The sequence below is a fragment of the Nevskia soli DSM 19509 genome, from assembly GCF_000711955.1.
GTDB classification, from domain to species: domain Bacteria; phylum Pseudomonadota; class Gammaproteobacteria; order Nevskiales; family Nevskiaceae; genus Nevskia; species Nevskia soli.
On record NZ_JONR01000064.1, the window covers coordinates 1 to 17,241 of the forward strand.

At 64.0% G+C, this 17,241-nt stretch carries 14 protein-coding genes; 7 read left to right on the forward strand and 7 right to left on the reverse strand.

Going from position 1 to position 17,241, the window contains the following annotated elements; translation table 11 throughout:
- Positions 1-228 precede the first annotated feature (228 nt).
- Positions 229-2,259 (forward strand): amidase, encoded by a 2,031-nt coding sequence (locus tag BP26_RS0121610; RefSeq protein ID WP_029922642.1) that lies wholly within the window; start codon positions 229-231, stop codon positions 2,257-2,259.
- Positions 2,260-2,332: 73 nt separating this feature from the next.
- On the opposite strand, the gene BP26_RS30425 is transcribed toward BP26_RS0121610, so the two are convergent.
- A complete protein-coding gene (locus BP26_RS30425; protein ID WP_211255014.1) occupies positions 2,333-3,961 on the reverse strand; it encodes a hypothetical protein in 1,629 nt (542 codons plus the stop codon).
- 86 nt (positions 3,962-4,047) lie between these two features.
- Between BP26_RS30425 and BP26_RS0121625 the strand changes: the two genes are divergently transcribed.
- Positions 4,048-5,997, forward strand: coding sequence for a right-handed parallel beta-helix repeat-containing protein (locus tag BP26_RS0121625; RefSeq protein WP_084183322.1), 1,950 nt, complete (start codon positions 4,048-4,050; stop codon positions 5,995-5,997).
- Between the two features lie 66 nt (positions 5,998-6,063).
- Here the strand turns inward: BP26_RS0121625 and BP26_RS0121630 are convergent, their stop codons facing one another.
- Positions 6,064-6,444: a hypothetical protein gene (locus BP26_RS0121630; protein WP_029922646.1), complete on the reverse strand. Its 381-nt coding sequence runs from the start codon at positions 6,442-6,444 to the stop codon at positions 6,064-6,066.
- A 308-nt stretch (positions 6,445-6,752) separates the two neighbouring features.
- On the opposite strand from BP26_RS0121630, the gene BP26_RS0121635 reads away from it, so the two are divergent.
- On the forward strand, positions 6,753-7,538 hold the full coding sequence (locus BP26_RS0121635) for a hypothetical protein (RefSeq protein ID WP_157572690.1): 786 nt from the start codon (positions 6,753-6,755) through the stop codon (positions 7,536-7,538).
- Between the two features lie 757 nt (positions 7,539-8,295).
- Here the strand turns inward: BP26_RS0121635 and BP26_RS0121640 are convergent.
- Genes BP26_RS0121640 through BP26_RS0121650 form a run of 3 tightly spaced genes read right to left on the reverse strand, consistent with a single transcriptional unit; the run spans position 8,296 to position 10,998 of the window.
- On the reverse strand, positions 8,296-9,309 hold the full coding sequence (locus BP26_RS0121640; protein ID WP_029922648.1) for a DUF2891 domain-containing protein: 1,014 nt from the start codon (positions 9,307-9,309) through the stop codon (positions 8,296-8,298).
- Positions 9,310-9,319: 10 nt separating this feature from the next.
- Complete coding sequence (locus tag BP26_RS0121645) at positions 9,320-10,294, reverse strand: DUF979 domain-containing protein (RefSeq protein WP_029922649.1); 975 nt, start codon at positions 10,292-10,294, stop codon at positions 9,320-9,322.
- Positions 10,291-10,998, reverse strand: a complete 708-nt coding sequence (locus tag BP26_RS0121650) for a DUF969 domain-containing protein (RefSeq protein ID WP_029922650.1) — start codon at positions 10,996-10,998, stop codon at positions 10,291-10,293. Before BP26_RS0121650 ends, BP26_RS0121645 begins: the two co-directional genes overlap by 4 nt.
- Positions 10,999-11,601: 603 nt before the next feature.
- On the opposite strand from BP26_RS0121650, the gene BP26_RS0121655 reads away from it, so the two are divergent.
- Positions 11,602-13,200 (forward strand): Asp-tRNA(Asn)/Glu-tRNA(Gln) amidotransferase GatCAB subunit A, encoded by a 1,599-nt coding sequence (locus BP26_RS0121655; RefSeq protein WP_029922651.1) that lies wholly within the window; start codon positions 11,602-11,604, stop codon positions 13,198-13,200.
- Positions 13,201-13,287: 87 nt separating this feature from the next.
- On the opposite strand, the gene BP26_RS0121660 is transcribed toward BP26_RS0121655, so the two are convergent.
- Both BP26_RS0121660 and BP26_RS0121665 read right to left on the reverse strand, forming a co-directional pair.
- The gene (locus tag BP26_RS0121660; RefSeq protein WP_029922652.1) at positions 13,288-13,470 is read right to left on the reverse strand and encodes an HD domain-containing protein; all 183 of its coding nucleotides are present in this window, start codon (positions 13,468-13,470) and stop codon (positions 13,288-13,290) included.
- Between the two features lie 135 nt (positions 13,471-13,605).
- Positions 13,606-15,243, reverse strand: coding sequence for an RCC1 domain-containing protein (locus BP26_RS0121665; protein WP_029922653.1), 1,638 nt, complete (start codon positions 15,241-15,243; stop codon positions 13,606-13,608).
- Between the two features lie 515 nt (positions 15,244-15,758).
- Between BP26_RS0121665 and BP26_RS28915 the strand changes: the two genes are divergently transcribed.
- The 3 genes from BP26_RS28915 to BP26_RS28920 form a co-directional block, all read left to right on the forward strand.
- Complete coding sequence (locus tag BP26_RS28915) at positions 15,759-16,208, forward strand: lysozyme inhibitor LprI family protein (protein WP_084183323.1); 450 nt, start codon at positions 15,759-15,761, stop codon at positions 16,206-16,208.
- Positions 16,209-16,403: 195 nt separating this feature from the next.
- Positions 16,404-16,856 (forward strand): hypothetical protein, encoded by a 453-nt coding sequence (locus tag BP26_RS0121680; RefSeq protein ID WP_029922654.1) that lies wholly within the window; start codon positions 16,404-16,406, stop codon positions 16,854-16,856.
- Between the two features lie 196 nt (positions 16,857-17,052).
- Positions 17,053-17,241, forward strand: a 189-nt coding sequence (locus BP26_RS28920; RefSeq protein ID WP_211255015.1) for a GFA family protein, incomplete at its 3' end; no start/stop codon positions are given.

Consider the following 17,241-nt stretch of genomic DNA (forward strand, 5'->3'; position numbering starts at 1 on the left):
GCAACGCAGGTGCGATTCATTCTGTTACAGGCTCTTAGAGCGCTCCATGGACTCGAAGCCAGCCTGCCGGCGCGGCCCGTCTCTCCAGCCAGGTAGGGGGTCCGCCTGCGCGCCCGTCTAAATGAACGACTGGGGCAGTTCGCCATTGGCGTTCCTTGCGCGGCCGCGATTCGCGGCTGCATGGCGCTTGCCCGGTCACAAAAAACCACGACAGGAGCGGGCCCCATCATGTTCAAGCGCTTCAGGTTCGGCAGCATGTTCGGGGGCAGCCTGCTCGGGGCCGCGCTGGCCCTGCTGGCGGTGGTCGGCAGCGGCCCCGCCGACGCGGCGCCGGCCAAGGCGTTCCACATCGAAGAGGCCACTATCGCGCAGATCCAGTCCGCGATCCTCGACAAGCGCATCACCACCGAGCAGGTGGTGCGGCTCTATCTGGCGCGCATCAAGGCCTACAACGGCACCTGCGTGAAGCAGCCGCAGGGCCTGCTCGGCCCGATCGAGACCATTCCCCATGCGGGGCAGATCAATGCCCTGTCCACGCTCAACCTGCGCCCGGCGACGCGCAAGGCGCTGGGCTTCGACGAGCGCAAGGCGCGCAGCATGACGGATGCCGCCGATACCGATCCCAACATGCCCGACGCGCTGGAGACCGCCATCGCCCAGGACCGTGAATTCGCCAGGACCGGCAAGCTGGTCGGCCCCTTGCAGGGCGTGGTGATGGCGTTCAAGGATCAGTACGACACCTTCGACATGCGCAGCACCTCCGGCGCCGACCCGTTCTACGCCAACGATCGCCCGCCGCACGACGCCACCTTCGTCAAGCGCCTGCGCGATGCCGGCGCCATCATCCTGGCCAAGGCCAATCTCGCCGAGTACGCCGACGGCGTGCCGCGCAGTTCCTTCGGCGGCACCTTCTGCAATCCCTACGACACCGAGCGCAGCCCCAACGTCTCCAGCGCCGGCTCCGGCTCTTCGGTGGCGGCGAACTTCGTCACCTGCGCCATCGCCGAGGAAACCGGCTCCTCGGTGCGCGGGCCGGCCGAGGCCAACAACGTCGTCGGCATGGCGCCGACGCAGGAGTTGATCAGCCGCGACGGCATGATCCAGCAGGGCATCAATACCCGCGTCGGGCCGATCTGCCGCAACGTCGAGGACGTGGCCAAGATCCTCCAGGTCTACGCCGGCTACGATCCGAAGGACCCGTTCACCGTGTTCAGCATCGGCCGCATGCCGGCGCAGCCGTATCCCAGCTTCGCCACGGCCAAAAGCCTCAAGGGCCTGCGCATCGGCGTGGTGCGCGAATACATGAGCAAGAAGCTGTTCACGCCCGCCGAGGCCGAGACCATCGACATCGTCGGCCGCGCCGCCGACGATCTGCGCAAGCTCGGCGCCGACGTGGTCGATCCGGGCCCGGAGGGCGAGCTGTTCACCGCCTGCCTGCGCACCTACGAGCCGGCGCTCGACAACGTGCTGTTCACCAGGCGCTTCCCGCAGCAGTTCCCGGTGGACGACAAGGGCAAGCCCGTCGGCGACCACATCGCCAGGCTGCTCGACATGACCATGGACCCCTCGCTGGTGCCACCGGACGTGAACATCCGCACCATCGGCCAGGCCCAGGCGATCGGCGAGGCAAAGTTCGAGCTGGACTGGTACCTGCGCAAGCGCGGCGACGCCAACATCAAGAGCAACACCGACCTGGTCAACAAGGCCAACTACTTCAGCGATCCCAAGTTCGCCTCGCAGAAGGAAGCGCGCGCCAACGCCGACAAGCCGATGGAATACAACACCGCCGAGCGCATGCTGCGCCGCTTCGCCGTGCAGCAGCTGATGCTCCAGTGCATGCAGGAGCAGAACCTCGACGCCCTGGTCTATCCCACCGCGGCGCAGCCGCCGGCCCGCATCGGCGCACCGGCCATCCCGCCGCTCAACGGCCGCAACAGCAACGTGGTGTGGAGCTTCCTCGGCAGCCAGGGCTTCCCCGCCATCACCGTGCCGGCCGGCTTCACCACCGAGGTCTACGACTGGGTGCGCGATCCTTCCGCGCCGCTGCCGCCGGAGAGCACCGGCGGCGGTCCCACCGGCACGCCGCGTGAAGGCACGCGCATGACCGGCCCGTTCCCGGACAAGATGCCGGTGGGCGTGGACTTCGTCGGCCGCCCCTTCGCCGAGCCGGTGCTGTTCCGCATCGCCTCCGCTTACGAGGCCGCCACCCATCACCGCATGCCGCCGCCGGACTTCGGCCCGGTGACGGGCGAGCCTTAGGCGCTGAACCGCGGCGGCTTCCTTACAGGCAAGGGACCGCCGCTCCGGCGCTGCCGCCCGGGTGCCGGATGCCTCAGCGCGAGTAGACGAACAGGCCGTTGTGCACGGGGCGCGCGCTGCAATTGATCGGCGGCGCGGTGAAGCCCGAGCAATTCGATACCACGCCGGCATGGCCGTTGTTCACGAACAGCGCCTTGAAATAGGCGTTGTTGGGACTGCCGCTGTCCCCCAGCACGGCCTGCACCGCCGGGGCCTGCGGATTGACCCACAGGGTGGCGTCACCCCCGTTGCCCAGTGCCAGGGCGCCATCGGACTTGGCGTAAGGGCTGAGGAAATACAGGCCCAGCATCCAGTCGTGCAGCCCCGCCTGGTTGTCCTCGCCGTCCATGTTGACGATGTGCAGGGTGAGCGTGCCGTCCGCGTTGTGCTGGAAGCCCGCGCCGCTGGCGCCGCCGATCTCGTAATTGTCCAGCGGCATGCCTTCCTCGGACTGCACCTGGTCGTAGACGAAGTGCCCCTCCTGGATCAGCAGCGGGCCGGCGCCGAGCGCCGATGCGGCGTCCTCGCTGGCGGATTGAAGCTGGCCGACATCGTCCTTGCTGGGCGAGGTGCGCCTGGCATCAGCCGCGGCCGGATAGAGGATCAGCGTGCCGCGGTCGTTGGCCTCGTTGACGCCGCCGCAGGTGTAGGACTGGAAGGGCGTCGTCCGCCAGGATTTGGCGCGCTGGGCCTGGGCCAGGTAGATGATCGTATCGCCCATGTCGTCGGTCCAGGGCAGGCTGTCGCCCTGCGCGCAGGAGGGCAGGCCGTCGTCGCCCATCGGGCACTGCACCGGGGGCGGATGGTTGAAGAACTTGTACTTGTCGCCGGCCGCCGAATAGCGCGGCAGGCAGATGTTGTCGTGCGTTTCGTTCTGCGCCCAGGCATCGACGCGGTAATCGTAGCCGCCGTTGATGCCGGCGATGGCGTTTCCGGGCATGGCATCCGACTTGTCGCGCAGCATCAGATTGAGCGGCTGCACATAGCGCCCCAGCCAGGGATAACTCGGGGCGCTGGAAGTGCCCCAGTTGTAGTTCTGGAAGGCAACCGCGGGCTCCACGTCCACGCTGCCGTAAGTCACGTCGAGCTGATTGACCGCGTATTTCGGGCTGGTGTAGCTGATGGTCTGTCCCAGCAGGCCCTTGTAGGCGATGGTGAAGGCGCAGGCATAGCGATGCCAGACCACGGCGCCGTCGATTCCCGGCTGCAATTGCACCGGGAACGCCAGCGACTTGCCGCTGGCGGTAGGGTCGGTCAGGTCTTCGCTGCAACTGAAGGCGATCCGTTTCAGGATGGTGCCGCGCTCCTGCTCGCTCACCGCCGCGAAATAGGGATGCAGCACGTTCTCGAAGGTCTTGCTTGCGGCGGTGAGGTAGTCCGACTGGCCATAGATCAGGCTCAGCAGCGCGGCCAGATCGACTTCCTTGACCAGCAGGTCCACCGGCGAGCTGGAGCTGCCGGAGCCCGAACTTCCCGAGCCCGAACTGCCGGAAGATCCCGAGGAGGAGCTGCCCGAGCCCGAGCTGCTCGAACTGCTGGAACTGCTGGAACTGGAACCCGAACTGCCGGAGCCGCTTCCATCCGGGGAACCGGTGGAGGAAGAGCAGCCGGTCAGCGCCCACAGCACCGAGACAATCGATCCAAGCAATATAAAGCGACGCATGTCCATCCCCGAGTTTGTTCCCTTGTTGCCCAGCCCCCTTTTTATTTGCCTCAGGGAGCCGGTGAATCGCCGAGGATACGGCCCCGATGTTGCGGCAACATTGCGCCCGCGCCGCGGTACGGCAATTCTTCAAGGAAAGTAGGCGAGGCGATGGCGTCCCGTGCCCACCGGTGGTCGATCCGCTCGGGCGGATGAAGCCTGCCCACTTCTGCGCCTGCCTTGCTGCAACCCGTCGGGGCGATGCCTGTCGCAGGGCCGGTTGCGTTGGTTTTATCGCTTGTGGCATCGTCATGGAAACACGCGCAGCGCAAGACCGCTTTCGTCACGGCCTCATCGAAGGGCCGGCCGTAGAGCTCGCTGCAACCATGACGGCACGGGGAGACAACATGCTGGGGAAATCGAACGGAACGCATCGGCCGCACGGGCGCGCGCGCAAACCGACGTTGCGGCGGTGCGGGGCGGCCCTTGCGGCCGTGGGCCTGGCGAGCGTGGCGGGGCCTGCCGCGGCCGCGTCGTATTACGTCGACGCGGTCGCGGGTTCCGACAGCGCGGCGGGAACGAGTGCCGCAACAGCCTGGAAGACGCTGGCGAAGGTGAATGCGAAGACCTTTGCCGCCGGCGACCGGATCCTGTTCCATACCGGTCAGCGCTGGGCCGGGCAACTGCATCCGCTGGGTTCGGGCGCATCCGGCAACCCGATCACGCTGACGAGCTACGGTTCGGGCGCGCTACCGATCATCGACGGCAGCTCACTGGCAAGCGGCGGCGCGATCTACCTGCACAACCAGAAGTACTGGACCATCGACGGCTTCGAGGTGACCAGCCACTCCGCCGTGAACAATGTCGGCACCACGGCGGCGCCGGGCGTCAATCGCAGCGGCATCTTCGTCGACAACTCCGGCGGCGGCACGCTCAGCGGCATCACCATCCGCAACAACCACGTGCACGACGTCAACGGCTGTTTCATCTGCAGCGGCGCCGACGCGCACAACAACGGCGGCATCGCCGTGACCGCGGACCTGATGAGCCCGCTGTCCCTGGGCTCCGACAGCTACAACGGCGTGGTGATCGAAAACAACGTCGTCAGCAGGGTCGGCCGCACCGGCATCGTCTTCGACGATTACTCCACCGGCCTGCTCTACTTCCTCAACCTCGCGGCATTGAGCAAGAACGTGACGGTCCACGGCAACACCCTGGACACCATCGACAGCGACGGCATCGTCGTCTCCGGCTCGCAGAACAATCTCATCGATCACAATATCGTCGGCCATGCCGGGCTCGTGACGGTCGCCGGCTCGACCGAGCCCTCGTCCGCGGGTATCTGGACGACCAGGTCGAAGAACACGATCATCGAGTACAACGAGGCCTACGGCGTCCTCACGCAAACGACCGACGGGCAGGGCTTCGATTCGGACCTCGTCGCCTCGAACGTGACCGTGCAATACAACTACAGCCATGACAACCAGGGCGGCTTCATGCTGATGGAAGGCGGCCCGCTCGCCGGCAGCGGGCTGGTCGTGCGCTACAACCTGAGCGTGAACGACGGCTGGGGCGGCGCCAAGGGCGTGTTCACCTTCGCCGAGGGCGTGCCGCAGAACACCTCGATCTACAACAACACGGTCTACGTCGCCGCCGGGCTGACGTCGAATCTCACCTACTGCGACGGCTGGAACGGCATTTACAACAGGCAGACATGGAATTTCCGCAACAACCTCGTCGCGAATTTCGGCTCCGGCGGCTACAACTCGCCATCCGGCCCGACCACCACGATCGATCACAACCTGTTCTACGGCAATCACCCGGCGAGCGAGCCGGCCGACGCCTACAAGCTCACCGGCGATCCGCAGTTCATCGCGGCGTCCGCGGCGGCGCCGTATGGAATCGGACTGGTATCGGGCTATCAGGTGTACGGCAGCTCGCCCGCGGTCTCGAGCGGAGTGCTGGTTTCCGGCAATGGCGGCCAGGACTATTTCGGCCGGCCCGTATCGGCGACGGCAGCGCCGACGCGCGGGTTTTACGAAGGCGTGAATGACTGAGAAGGCGAAGCCGGAACAGCCCATTCACAGGGCGCGTGCACCGGCTTCAATGCCCGGCACGAACCGTCAGCTATAGGTCGAGTCGATGCTGTCGGTGGTTCGCCGATGTTCATAGACGAAGTTGCTGCGCGCGCGCTGCCGGATTCGATATAGAACGACGTCGTCCATCCAGGCTTGCTCGGCCGCATCGGGCTGTGCTTTTGCGGACAGGCGATCCGCGCCGTTCTTGGTCAGCTCAATATAGGCCCGGGGCTCAAACAGGCATACATTGATGATGCCGGCGTCTTCGAGATCGCGCAGGCAGCATTGCAGGTCGGAAGCGCGTAGTCCCGTGCCTTCCCAGGCTTGCTGCATTGTTTCCATCCCGATGCATACGCCCTCACAGATCTGCCGCTCCCGCAGGATGTGAAACAAGGCCCTGGATATGATGTCCGGCGTAACGTTCATGCGAGGTTCTCGTGGAAACATGGCGTGAATCAGCCTTGCATATGCTCCGGAAAACATACTCCCAGCCTTGCCGACATTCAAAATGACATTTGAATCATCCGGCAGAAATGGTGCGCGAGGCGCATATGGATTGATGCACCCTCGATCGCGGCGAGGGATCAGGCGTAAGATCGGCTCGGATCGCGAGGTCTCGTCGGACCTGGGCGCGTCGGTCGTCGGGGCGATGCCCTTCCGGGGAGATCGAGTCGATCAGTGATTCCGCAAATCCGGCCGGCGCGAACGAGAGCAGCCTTCGGCCTGGAAGCAAGGTGGAAGGCAATGTCGTCGTGGGGGCGGCATCGCAATGGTTATCGCGCCGCGCGAAGGTAAGGGGGCACATGCGCATCTATCAGAGCACACTCAAAAGGGCCCTGTTGAATACATTCAGGTCGGAATTCCAATGTTCCAACGCCGTACGAATGGAGGATCTCAGGCGCGCCTGGCATGCGACCGGCCTGCGCAGCAGCGATTTTTCCGACGCCGTAATGGCGCTGCTGGACGATGGGGCGGCGCGCAAGACCGACGTGAATGGACAGAGCGTTCTGGAACTCAACGACGTCGGCATGGCGGAACTGAGGCGGCCGACACCCATGTCGGCAGGCGTCATTGTGGAGCGGATGATCGATCAGGTGTCATTGACGCGATTGCGCATGCGGCATCGTTCCGTCGTCCGCAGCCGCAATTCCAGAGCGGCGCGAGCGGAAGCCGCCGGCCGTGATGGCACGAACCGCAGATTGGCGCGAGTAACGTCGGCCATCCGCCTGGCGGCATGCAAACTCCTGGCTGCCCGGCGCATGACCGTCGGTGATTTTGTCGCCGAGGCAATGCTCATCGACGATTGGAAGGCCACAGGGCTGCGGGGCCTGGACTTCACCTTGGCCCTTGGCGGCTTGGCGCAAGAGGGGGTCCTTTTCGTGGCGGGAAGCGAGGACTGCCCCATCATCGTTCTGAAAAGACCGCTGCCTCGAAGCTTCCGTTTGGACGATCGTTTCTTCCTCCTCAAGGCAAGGCGCCGCCGGCGATCTTCCAGGCCATCAGAGGAGCGCCGTGCGTAGGCAGGGTAGGCCTGCCAGCCTGTCCGGTCGCGCTGCATTCGCATTGTCAGTTCATGCGCTCGCCAATTTCTTCAGCGAACGTTGCCCGGATGGAACGAAGTGAATTCCGGGGTTGTAGCTCGGGCAAATCCCGGATTCCGTTTCACTCCATCCGGGCTACGCTTGCTGCCTTTATTGGTGATTGTTCGAAGCTCTAGTGAACGGGCGTAATAAGCGAAGCGCATTGCGCCGGATTATCCCTTCATTCGGCGCAATGCGCTTCGCTTATTGCGCCTACCAGCGCTGACCTGGGGCCAGTACCACCGTATAATGAAAAGCGGCCGCGCCTCGCCGCCATCCGGTCGAGTGCCGTGTCAGGTGTGCCTTTCATTGATGCTCGCATGCTCTAACGTGCTTCCGCAATGAAGGCAGCTGTTGAAATAAGGCCACGCTATACCAATCAAACCTAACTTGATGGCAAACCGTTTTCCGCAGCGTGGACAACGCCAGAACAAGAGAAAAATGGTAACGAGCGCGTACACCAGCAGTGAGCCAATCAGTACCAGCGGCATTGGCCTTGTGGCGATACTGGCTATAACCGCTAGAAATGATAATGGCCAAGCCCACCGAAGGCGCCGAAACACCCTCGACTCTTCCAAACCGATTTTCTGGACCTGATTCACAAACACCCTAACGCTGAAGTGAACGTGGGGCGCAATGCGCTTCGCTTATTGTGCCCTGGCTGCGATTTCAAAGCACAGTACATTAGCCGCCGCGCTCAACCCGCCCCAACCGCCAGCGCCGCAAAACTAGCCAGCCAATGCTCCCCGTTGTAGTTGCCGCTGGCGATATGCGGCAGGCTGGCCTGCTCCAGGCGATCCGCGCCGTCGCGCATAGCGGCGCTTGCGGCGTGCGCGGGCGGCAGGGTGGCGGCGATGCGGCGCAGGCACCAGGCGCGGCTGAGGTGCAGGCCGTCGAGGTGGACGATCTTGGGGTCGTCGCGGTCGCCGATGTCCACCGGGGAGAGCAGGGGATCGCCGCGGCCCGCGGCCAGTTCCGGCAGGAAGTGGCTGAACCAGGCGGTGAAATCCGGTTGCGGCAGCAGCGCCGCCATCAGTGTGGCCTCGGTCAGGGCGCCGGAGAGGAAGTCGTCGCCGCCGGGTTCGTAGCGGCTGGGGTAGGCGGTGTCGGCGGCGTAGTAGCGCATCGCGGCGTGGCGCAAGGCGGATTCCAGTGCGGCGTCCTCCCCGGTACGGGCATGGTCCAGCGCCAGCAGCAGGGCGAAGGCGGTGTTGTAGTGGGTGCCGGTGCGGATCGGCTGGCGCTGGCGCGGCAGGAATTCCAGCAGGCGCCCGCGCAACAGTTCGGCCAGCGGTTGCAGCGTGTCGCGCCATGCGGGCGCCTGCGGTATGGGCCACTCGCGCAGTTCGGCGGCCAGCTTGAGCAGCCAGGCCCAGCCGTAGGGACGTTCGTACGCGGCGCGGCCCGGCGCTGTGAAGTAGTCGATCTCCTTCTGGACGTTGGCCGCGGTGAAGTGCCGCGCGAACAGCGCGTGGATGGCTTCGCCCTGGGGCAGGTCCGGAAAGGCGCGGGCGCAGTGCGCCAGCAGCCAGTAGCCGTGCACGGCGGAATGCCAGTCGAAGCAGCCGTAGAAGATGGGGTGCAGCGCCGAAGGCGGCTGCGCATCCTGCGGGCCATTGAGCAGGTGCATGAGGTGGTTGGGGTACTCGCGCGTCAGCCCCGCCAGCGGCAGGCTGACGAAGCGCCCGGCCTGTTCACGGCTCAGCGGCATGGGTTCGTCCTCATCGGAAAGCAAGGCAGTAGATCAGGGCGATGTTGATCGCCAGCAGGCACAGCGCGGTGGGCGCCTGCACCTTGATCACTTTATAGCGGTCGCGCAGATCGAGCAGGGCGGCGGGCACCATGTTGAAGTTGGCGGCCATCGGCGTCAGCAGGGTGCCGCAGTAGCCGCAGCACATGCCGATGGCCAGCAGCGGCGCGGCCTGCGCCCCCTGGCCCTGGATCAGGTAGGGCAGGGCGATGCCGGCGCTCATCACCGGGAAGGCGGCGAAGGCATTGCCCATCACCATGGTGAACAGCGCCATGCCCAGGCCATAGATCACCACCGGCAGCAGCCGCTGGCCGGGGCCGATGGCGGAGACGGCCAGGTGCTGCACCGCATCGCCGGTGTGGGCGGCGATGAAGACGCCGCCGAGCATGGCCAGCATCTGCGGCAGCACCAGCGCATCGCCCGCCGCGCCGAAGAGGCGGCGCGATTCGCTCACGGCCAGCAGCGGCGTGCCGCCGGTGAGCGCCCAGCCGGCGAGCAGCGCGCACACGCCGGCCACGCCCAGCGCGGTCAGCGTGGGGTTGGCGGTGTCCAGCAGCGGTATGTTGCCGAACTTGAGCTTGGCCAGCAGGGTGACGCAGAGCAGCGTGACCACCGGAATCAGCAGCGCCGGGGTGAGCAGGCGGAACGTCGGCGGCGGCGCGGGCGCGGGGCGCTGTTGCAGCTCCCCCCGGGCGCGCACGCGGCCGCTGCCGGCGAGCAGGGCCAGCGCCACCACCACGATGCCGGCCGCGCGGTAGGCGGCGGCCGGGCCCCAACTCTCCACCAGCGTGTCGCCGAACAGGAAGGGCAGCGAGAACAGGCCCCAGAACAAGGCGCCGATCCAGCGGTTGGCATTGCCGCGGTCGCGCAGGCCGGCCGCCGCCTGGAGCAGCACGATCACGCCGATCAATACGAACAGGCCGTGCTGGGAGACCAGCGCGCTCATGGGCCCACCGCCGGCGCGGCGCGGTGCTCGCGCACCTGCCGCTCGATGGCGGCGTCGAGCCGCGCCAGCCGCACGAAGTGCACCGCTAGCGCGCACAGTGCGGAGGGAATGCCCCACAGGCCGATCTGCAGCGGCGTGATGCCGGCGATGCCGCTGTCCTTGAGGAAGGCGTCGATCAGCAGCACCGCGCCGAAGGCGATGAAGATGTCCTCGCTGAAGAAGATGGCGATGTTGTCACAGGCCGCCGCATGCGCCCGCAGCAGCTCCCGCACCGGCGCCGGCAGCTCGCCATGGCGCGCTTCGGCGGCGGCTTCCACCATCGGCGCCAGCAGCGGCCGCACCGTCTGCACCTGGCCCGCGGCCTGCGGCATGCCGAAGATGCCGGTGAGGTCGCGCAGCAGGAAATACAGCATCAGGATGCGCGCGGCGGTGGCGGCGCGGCGTCGCACCACCAGTTCGCGGATCCGCGTCTTCAGGCCGTAATGCTCCAGCAGCCCGATCACCGGCAGCACCAGCACGAACGCGGCGAGCTGCCGCGCGGCGAGGAATTTCTGCCCGAACAGTTGCAGCAGCGCGTCGAAGTCCAGGCCATTGGCCCAGCCGGTGAGCGCGCCGGCGATGAGCACCACCAGCAGCGCGTTGAGGCGCAGGGCGAAGCCCAGCACCATCACCGGCACGCCCAGCAGCGGCAGCCATTGCTGCATCAGGCGCTCGGCGCTCCCGCATGGCGCGGTACGGCGGCGTTCGAGGCGTCGGAATGAATGGCTGCCGGCTTGATGCTCATAGGGTCCGCGCCAGGATGTTGGAAACCATGCTAACGGATTTTGGCGGCTGGAGAGCGGTCGTTGGACTGCGGTATGGAGGGGGTAGCGCCAGGCCCTCACCTTGCTTCCGGCGTTCAGTGCAGCAGCAAGGTCGCCGGCCGCTGCTCGAAGCCCGGCCCTCCATTGCGGTCCACCCCTCGATACGCGTTGCTTCGCGACGCGCTCGGGACGAACGGCTGGGCGCAGTCCGGGTAGGGCGGGTCCGCGACCCGCCGTTTACCGCGCGCCGCTTCGCGACAGGCGGGTCGCGGACCCGCCCTACCTGACCTGCCGCCGCGAGCGCGAAGTAATCCGCCGGTACGGCTTTACACGATATTTCGCCGATTTTGAGCGCCCCGAGGTGGGGGGTACGCCCCTCCCGCCAGTCATGGTCTTAAGTACCTGCACTTCGTTCCCCGGGAAGACCTGACGGCGGCTCTTGAGCCGACCCTGCGCTGTCCCGGGAATGTATCCGGCATCCAACTCCAAAGGTGAGCCCTCACGATGAACCTGACGCGACGAAACTTCGGCAAGCTGGTAGGCGGCGCTGTTTTGACGGAGATGTTCCTGGGCGGCTGGTCCAGCGCTTTCGGTGCCGGTGGCGGCCCGCTGACCGGAAAGACCCTCACCGAAGTCTCGGCGATGATTCACGACAAGTCGGTGACCTCCAAGCAACTGGTGCAGGCGCTGCTGGAGCGCATTGCCGCGTTCAATCCCAAGGTCAACTGCTACATCACGGTGATGGCGAAGGAAGCCCTGGCCCAGGCCGCGCAGCTCGACGCCGAAGCCGCGGCGGGCAAGTTCCGCGGCCCGCTGCACGGCATTCCGATCGCGCTCAAGGACAATATCGACACCGCCGGCACGCGGACCACCGCGGCCAGCCCGATGTTCAAGGACCGCGTGCCCGATGAAGACGCCGAGGTGGTGCGCAAGCTCAAGGCCGCCGGCGCGGTGATCATCGGCAAGCTCAATCTCCATGAATTCGCCCTCGGCTGCACCGGCGACATCTCCTACTTCGGCCCCACGCGCAACCCCTGGGATCTGTCCCACGTCACCGGCGGCTCCTCGGCCGGCTCCGGCGCCGCCGCGGCGGCGGACCTGGCCTTCGGCGCGCTGGGCACCGATACCGGCGGCAGCATCCGCGTGCCCTCCGCATGGTGCGGCGTGGTCGGGCTCAAGCCCACCACCGGCCTGGTCTCCATCCGCGGCATCATTCCCTGCTCCGCCGATCTCGATCACTGCGGGCCGATGGCGCGTACCGTCGAGGACGTCGCGCTCATGCTCGGGCCGCTCACCGGCTACGACAACCTCGACATCTTCAGCGTGGAAAGCACGCCCAAGGATTACGTGCAGGAGATGAAGCAGCCGGTCTCCGGCTTCCGCCTCGGCACGCCGCAATCCTTCTACGATCACCTCGAGCCGGAGATCGACGCCGCCGTCAAGACCGCGCTCGGCGTGCTGAGCCGGCTGACCGCCGGCGTGACCTCCACCGCGCCGCTGTGGGACGGCCTGACCGGCACCGGTACCGGCGATGCCGACTTCTACCATCACGACCTGATCGAGAAGTACGGCCTCAACTACATGCCGCCGACCCGCGCGCGCTTCGAGAAGATGGAGAATCCGCCGGCCGGTACCAAGGTCCCCACCGCCGCCGAAGCGGCCCGCTCGCACCAGATGCTGCTGACCACGCGCCGCATGGTCGATGCGAAGTTCAAGGACTTCGACCTCGCCGTCGTTCCCACCACCCGGCAGAATCCGCCGAAGATCAACGACTCGCTCGCCCACGAAGCCGCCAGCGCCGCCGGCCCCAACCGCGACACGAAGATCTACGACTGGTTCGTCAGCTCCGGCGGCTGCACCAACACCGCGCCCTTCGACGCCTACGGCATTCCCGCCATTTCTCTGCCCTGCGGCTTCACCAAGGACGGCCTGCCGATCGGCCTGATGATCGCCGGTCCTCATTTCTCCGAAGGCAAGGTGCTCGCCCTGGCCTACGCCTACCAGCAGGCGACCGACTGGCACCTGAAGAAGCCGCCGCTCTCGGCCGACACGCCCGTTCCGCCGATCGTCGAAGGCAAGGCGCCGGCCAAGGCCGAATCTTGATGGGGCTTTGCAGAAGGTGATGCCTGGGTTGCAGGCATCACCACCGGCGGCACCGGTAATCCGGGCGTGATCAGGATCGGGCGCGCATCAGGCCCGGCTGAAGTGACGCTCGATCCATTCTTCGCACAAGGCCCGCAGGCGCGGCGCGCCGCGCCGGATCACCGGGCCGTAACGGGACCGGACCTGCGCCAGCGACACCTGGTTTTCCTTCCAGGTGCCGCCTTCGGTGAAGATGTTGACCAGCAGCGGTTGAAAGCGGTCGAGGCACATTTGCCCGCGCCGAGCTGCAGAAATGTCTACTGCAACAATTCGCTATCCGGATCGGTCACCCGCTTTCCCTGGAGCTATGAGTCATCCAATGTGCAGAGAAATTACAATCGTGGCCAGAGTCTCGATTGAGACGCGCTATCGGGTTTGAGTGGTCCCGGGCATTCGAGACAGAAGCTCCCCAAAACGCCGGGCCATTCTGGAATCAACCGGAACGCGACGACGGTCAATCACAAGAAAATCCCATTCCGCAGAGTCTCCGTTGGGAATCTGGATCATTTCGTTAGCTACGGGTTGAGCCTGCGCCTTTTGCTGATCCTGAAGACTAAGATTGACGAGACACGCAAATTCGCGTGTGAGGGCAGGCTGTACCTCAACTGATCGGATGACCACCGTTGTTCCGTCAGATTTGTCTGGCCGCGTGATTTCTCCGGGTTTGACAGGTATAGATCTTCCTTCCTTGGGTAGGTAAGACGAAGCTTCGATGTAGAGATGACGTTCAAAATCGAAAGCCGACCAGGAGCGAAGGAGTCCAAAGTCTCTGGAAAAGATATCCGAACCCGCGCTGTAATAGCCGGTCGAGATTTGTGCGATCTCGTCGGGGCTTCCGATTCCATCGGAGGCTTGTTCTTGGCCGCCTGCGGCGGCCTGCTGGCTTGCAATTGCGGTCAGTTCGGTGGGAAGGGGACCCTGCGGGCACTGGTCGCTGACCATGCTGATCTTTTCGGGAACGATTGCTCCGCTTGTGCCCCCGTTGTCGCCCAACTGTCCGTGGGAATTGTCCCCCCAGGCCCAAAGGCTGCCGTCCGTTTTTATCGCTAGTGCATGAGAGTGGCCCACCGAAACGCTTTCGAAGTCTGTTCCCACCAACTGAGGGTTTTGCATGCCTCTCTGCCAAACCCAGAGGCTGCCATCGACCTTGATCGCGGCCATCCCGAACCATCCGGCGGAGACAGTTTGGTAGCCATCACCGATCTTGACCGGCGAGGCGATAACAGCGGGAATCTTTCCGCGCGGAGTAGACGGATCCATTCCCCAGCACCACAAGCTTCCGTCCGGTTTGATAGCGAACGTGGCGCTGAAGCCGAAAGCGATGCTGGACACATTGTCCGCGACGTGCTTCGGCACAGAACTCGAAATCGTCGTACCGTCGCCTAGCTCTCCATTGTCATTGTTACCCCAGGCCCAGACGCTGCCGTCCGATTTGAGTGCGAAGGTGTAGTAGCACCCGGCCCAAACTCTTGAATAGCCCGTACCGATCAGCTTGGGAGTGGTTGAACTGATTTGTGTGCCATCGCCAAGTTCGCCATATTTGTTGTCGCCCCAGGCCCATAAACTTCCATCGGCCCGGATCGCGGTCGCGTGAAAGCAACCCGCGGCGAACGTCTTATAGTCTGTTCCGATCTGCCGAGGTGAGAAGATCCTTTCGAAGCCGCTCATGGCGAGTTCGCCAAAGCTGTTCGAACCCCAGCCCCACAAGGTTCCGTCAGATTTGAGAGCCAGCGAATAGGCACTCCCCGCCGCGACTGCAATGAAGGGAGACACGACGGGCTTAGGTACGTAGGACTGAGAGGAAGTCCCATCACCGATCTGCCCACTATAGTTGGCGCCCCAGGTCCAGACCGTTCCGTTTCCATCCAGCATGAGGGAATGGTCAGTACCCGCAGAGACGCTCACCGGATTGCTATCATCGCGGCGCGCTTGATTCTCGAGAGAGGCGCATCCGACACAAGCTAGGGATAGCGCGATAAGCGGAGCTACCTCGAGGATGGACATCAGACTAAACAATGGCGGGCCTTGTTGACCCTATCATACAGCGTGCGCCTCGTAACACCCTCGCTGAATGACGGTTTTCAGCTCACGTCTAGACTTCGCCCTCTGCCCGCTCCGTCTCGCTGTTGAACTGAAGGTTCAGATAGACCCATCGGTCGTCTAATGACTTCATTGAGGCGCCGTGTTTCAGACGCCGGCCGTCCAGCTGTGGCCCACTGCGACCACGCAGCCCTGTTCTGCAGCTGGCAAGGGTGCGCACCGCGCACAGGCGGCTGCCGGCCGAGGCTGTGTGAAAACCCATTCTGCGATTTATATCTTCAGTCAATTTTTCGCACGTGACGAATAATTCGTCCACTCCGCACAATTATCTGGTCATTTCCAATGACTTTTTGGGGTACTTTTCTTCATCAGAATTCAGCTTCTGGAGTTTTCACACAGCCTCGGCCCGTTGCGGACGGTGGTGACTGACCGGTTTGGGGTATCGTATTTCGCTGAACATTTCATTGAACGGGTCACGCATGGCTCTGAATTATTCACGCTCGTACGTGGCTGCCACCATCTTGGTGGGCTTGATGGCGCAACCCCTTATGTGCGGGGCCTCTGGGAGTCAAGCTGCTGATGAGGATTCGAAAGACTTGGACTGTTCCGGCGCCCCCGACCAGCGAACGTCGTGGCTTTGCGCCAAGCGCGACTTTGCTGCGCTCGACACTCAACTTAATGCCGTATACCGGAAGCTCAAGAGCAGTTTGAACAAGGACGACGCCCAACGTCTGGTTGTAGCGCAGAGGGCCTGGCTCACTTATGTGAATGCGGATTGCCTGTTCAGTCCAGGTCCACCACCAAATGCCAAGGGCACGTTCTCCGCATTTCCCAACACGTTATACGCTCTGCAGCACCAAAATTGTCAAAATGGCCATTGGGAAACACGGTTAAAAATACTCCAGCAAGATGTCCTTGATTTGCCATGACTCAAAGGGCATTAGAAGCTTTACCAAGGGGGTCTGCTCGCTATAGACGGCCAAGGCTTGAGGGACCGGCCACGGCCCATTGCGGCCGGTCGCCAGTGACTGCTTCGGAGGAAGCAAACTGTGATCTACCTCACAGTTTCGTCCGACCCTGTCGCGGACCATCGTCAAGGAAGTGGGCGGGCACGTGATTTACATATGAAAAAGGCACTGACAATACTGGGTGGGATCTTTCTATTGATCTTGCTCTCCGGCGGTGCGCTCTTTGCTTACATGGCGGTCATCGGTCCAAAACTGGATGTTTCCAGCAAGGCCTATGTCGACCAGACGGTGCGCAAGGTCGCTCTGAACTGGTCCGCCGACAGCCTAATTGCCGAGGGATGTTCCGACTTCCACAAGAACGCCAGCGACGAGCAGATTCACGCCGTATTCCGCCATCTCGCCACGTTAGGTAAGCTGACGGAGTACCAAGGATCAAAAGGTGAGGCTAACCTCAATCTGACGCCCAAAGGCTTGATTGTGACCGCGGCCTACCAGGCACGGGCCAGCTTCGAGCATGGTGAGGCTCGTTTCAACGTGACCGTGCTCCAGGTCGGCGGGGAGTGGCGGATTCTGGGGTTCTATGTGGATTCACCCACTTTGATGCAATAGCCAGAATGATGACGGCTAGCTGGAGTCGGCCCGAAGCCGCCCTTGGTGAACGACCGCTCCCGAGCAGCCAAATGCGGCAGCCACTGGAGTTGGAAATCTGGATCGGCTCAGAAGTAGAGTGGAGGCCTGTTGAACCGCAAATGCGATTCCAGCCGATGTGGTTCATTCAGCGTAGGGCGACAGAGGAGCACGCTACGTGACCAAGCATTCCGGTTCTTGCCTTTGTGCGGCTGTCAGGTTTGAAATCGACGGAGACTTTGAACGCTTCTACCTGTGTCATTGCGAATACTGCCGCAAAGATACGGGTTCGGCGCACGCCGCAAATTTATTCACTGCCAAAGCAGCGTTAAGATGGCTCTCTGGACAGGAGAAAGCTACGCAGTTC

What these genes read in the sequence shown, in the direction of transcription:
- BP26_RS0121610 (WP_029922642.1), top strand. Translation starts at nt 229, where the DNA reads ATGTTCAAGCGCTTCAGGTTCGGCAGCATGTTCGGGGGCAGCCTGCTC.
- BP26_RS30425 (WP_211255014.1), bottom strand. Translation starts at nt 3,961, where the DNA reads ATGCGTCGCTTTATATTGCTTGGATCGATTGTCTCGGTGCTGTGGGCG.
- BP26_RS0121660 (WP_029922652.1), bottom strand. Translation starts at nt 13,470, where the DNA reads ATGTGCCTCGACCGCTTTCAACCGCTGCTGGTCAACATCTTCACCGAA.
- BP26_RS0121630 (WP_029922646.1), bottom strand. Translation starts at nt 6,444, where the DNA reads ATGAACGTTACGCCGGACATCATATCCAGGGCCTTGTTTCACATCCTG.
- BP26_RS0121625 (WP_084183322.1), top strand. Translation starts at nt 4,048, where the DNA reads ATGTTGCGGCAACATTGCGCCCGCGCCGCGGTACGGCAATTCTTCAAG.
- BP26_RS0121655 (WP_029922651.1), top strand. Translation starts at nt 11,602, where the DNA reads ATGAACCTGACGCGACGAAACTTCGGCAAGCTGGTAGGCGGCGCTGTT.
- BP26_RS0121645 (WP_029922649.1), bottom strand. Translation starts at nt 10,294, where the DNA reads ATGAGCGCGCTGGTCTCCCAGCACGGCCTGTTCGTATTGATCGGCGTG.
- BP26_RS0121650 (WP_029922650.1), bottom strand. Translation starts at nt 10,998, where the DNA reads ATGCAGCAATGGCTGCCGCTGCTGGGCGTGCCGGTGATGGTGCTGGGC.
- BP26_RS0121640 (WP_029922648.1), bottom strand. Translation starts at nt 9,309, where the DNA reads ATGCCGCTGAGCCGTGAACAGGCCGGGCGCTTCGTCAGCCTGCCGCTG.
- BP26_RS28915 (WP_084183323.1), top strand. Translation starts at nt 15,759, where the DNA reads ATGGCTCTGAATTATTCACGCTCGTACGTGGCTGCCACCATCTTGGTG.
- BP26_RS0121665 (WP_029922653.1), bottom strand. Translation starts at nt 15,243, where the DNA reads ATGTCCATCCTCGAGGTAGCTCCGCTTATCGCGCTATCCCTAGCTTGT.
- BP26_RS0121680 (WP_029922654.1), top strand. Translation starts at nt 16,404, where the DNA reads ATGAAAAAGGCACTGACAATACTGGGTGGGATCTTTCTATTGATCTTG.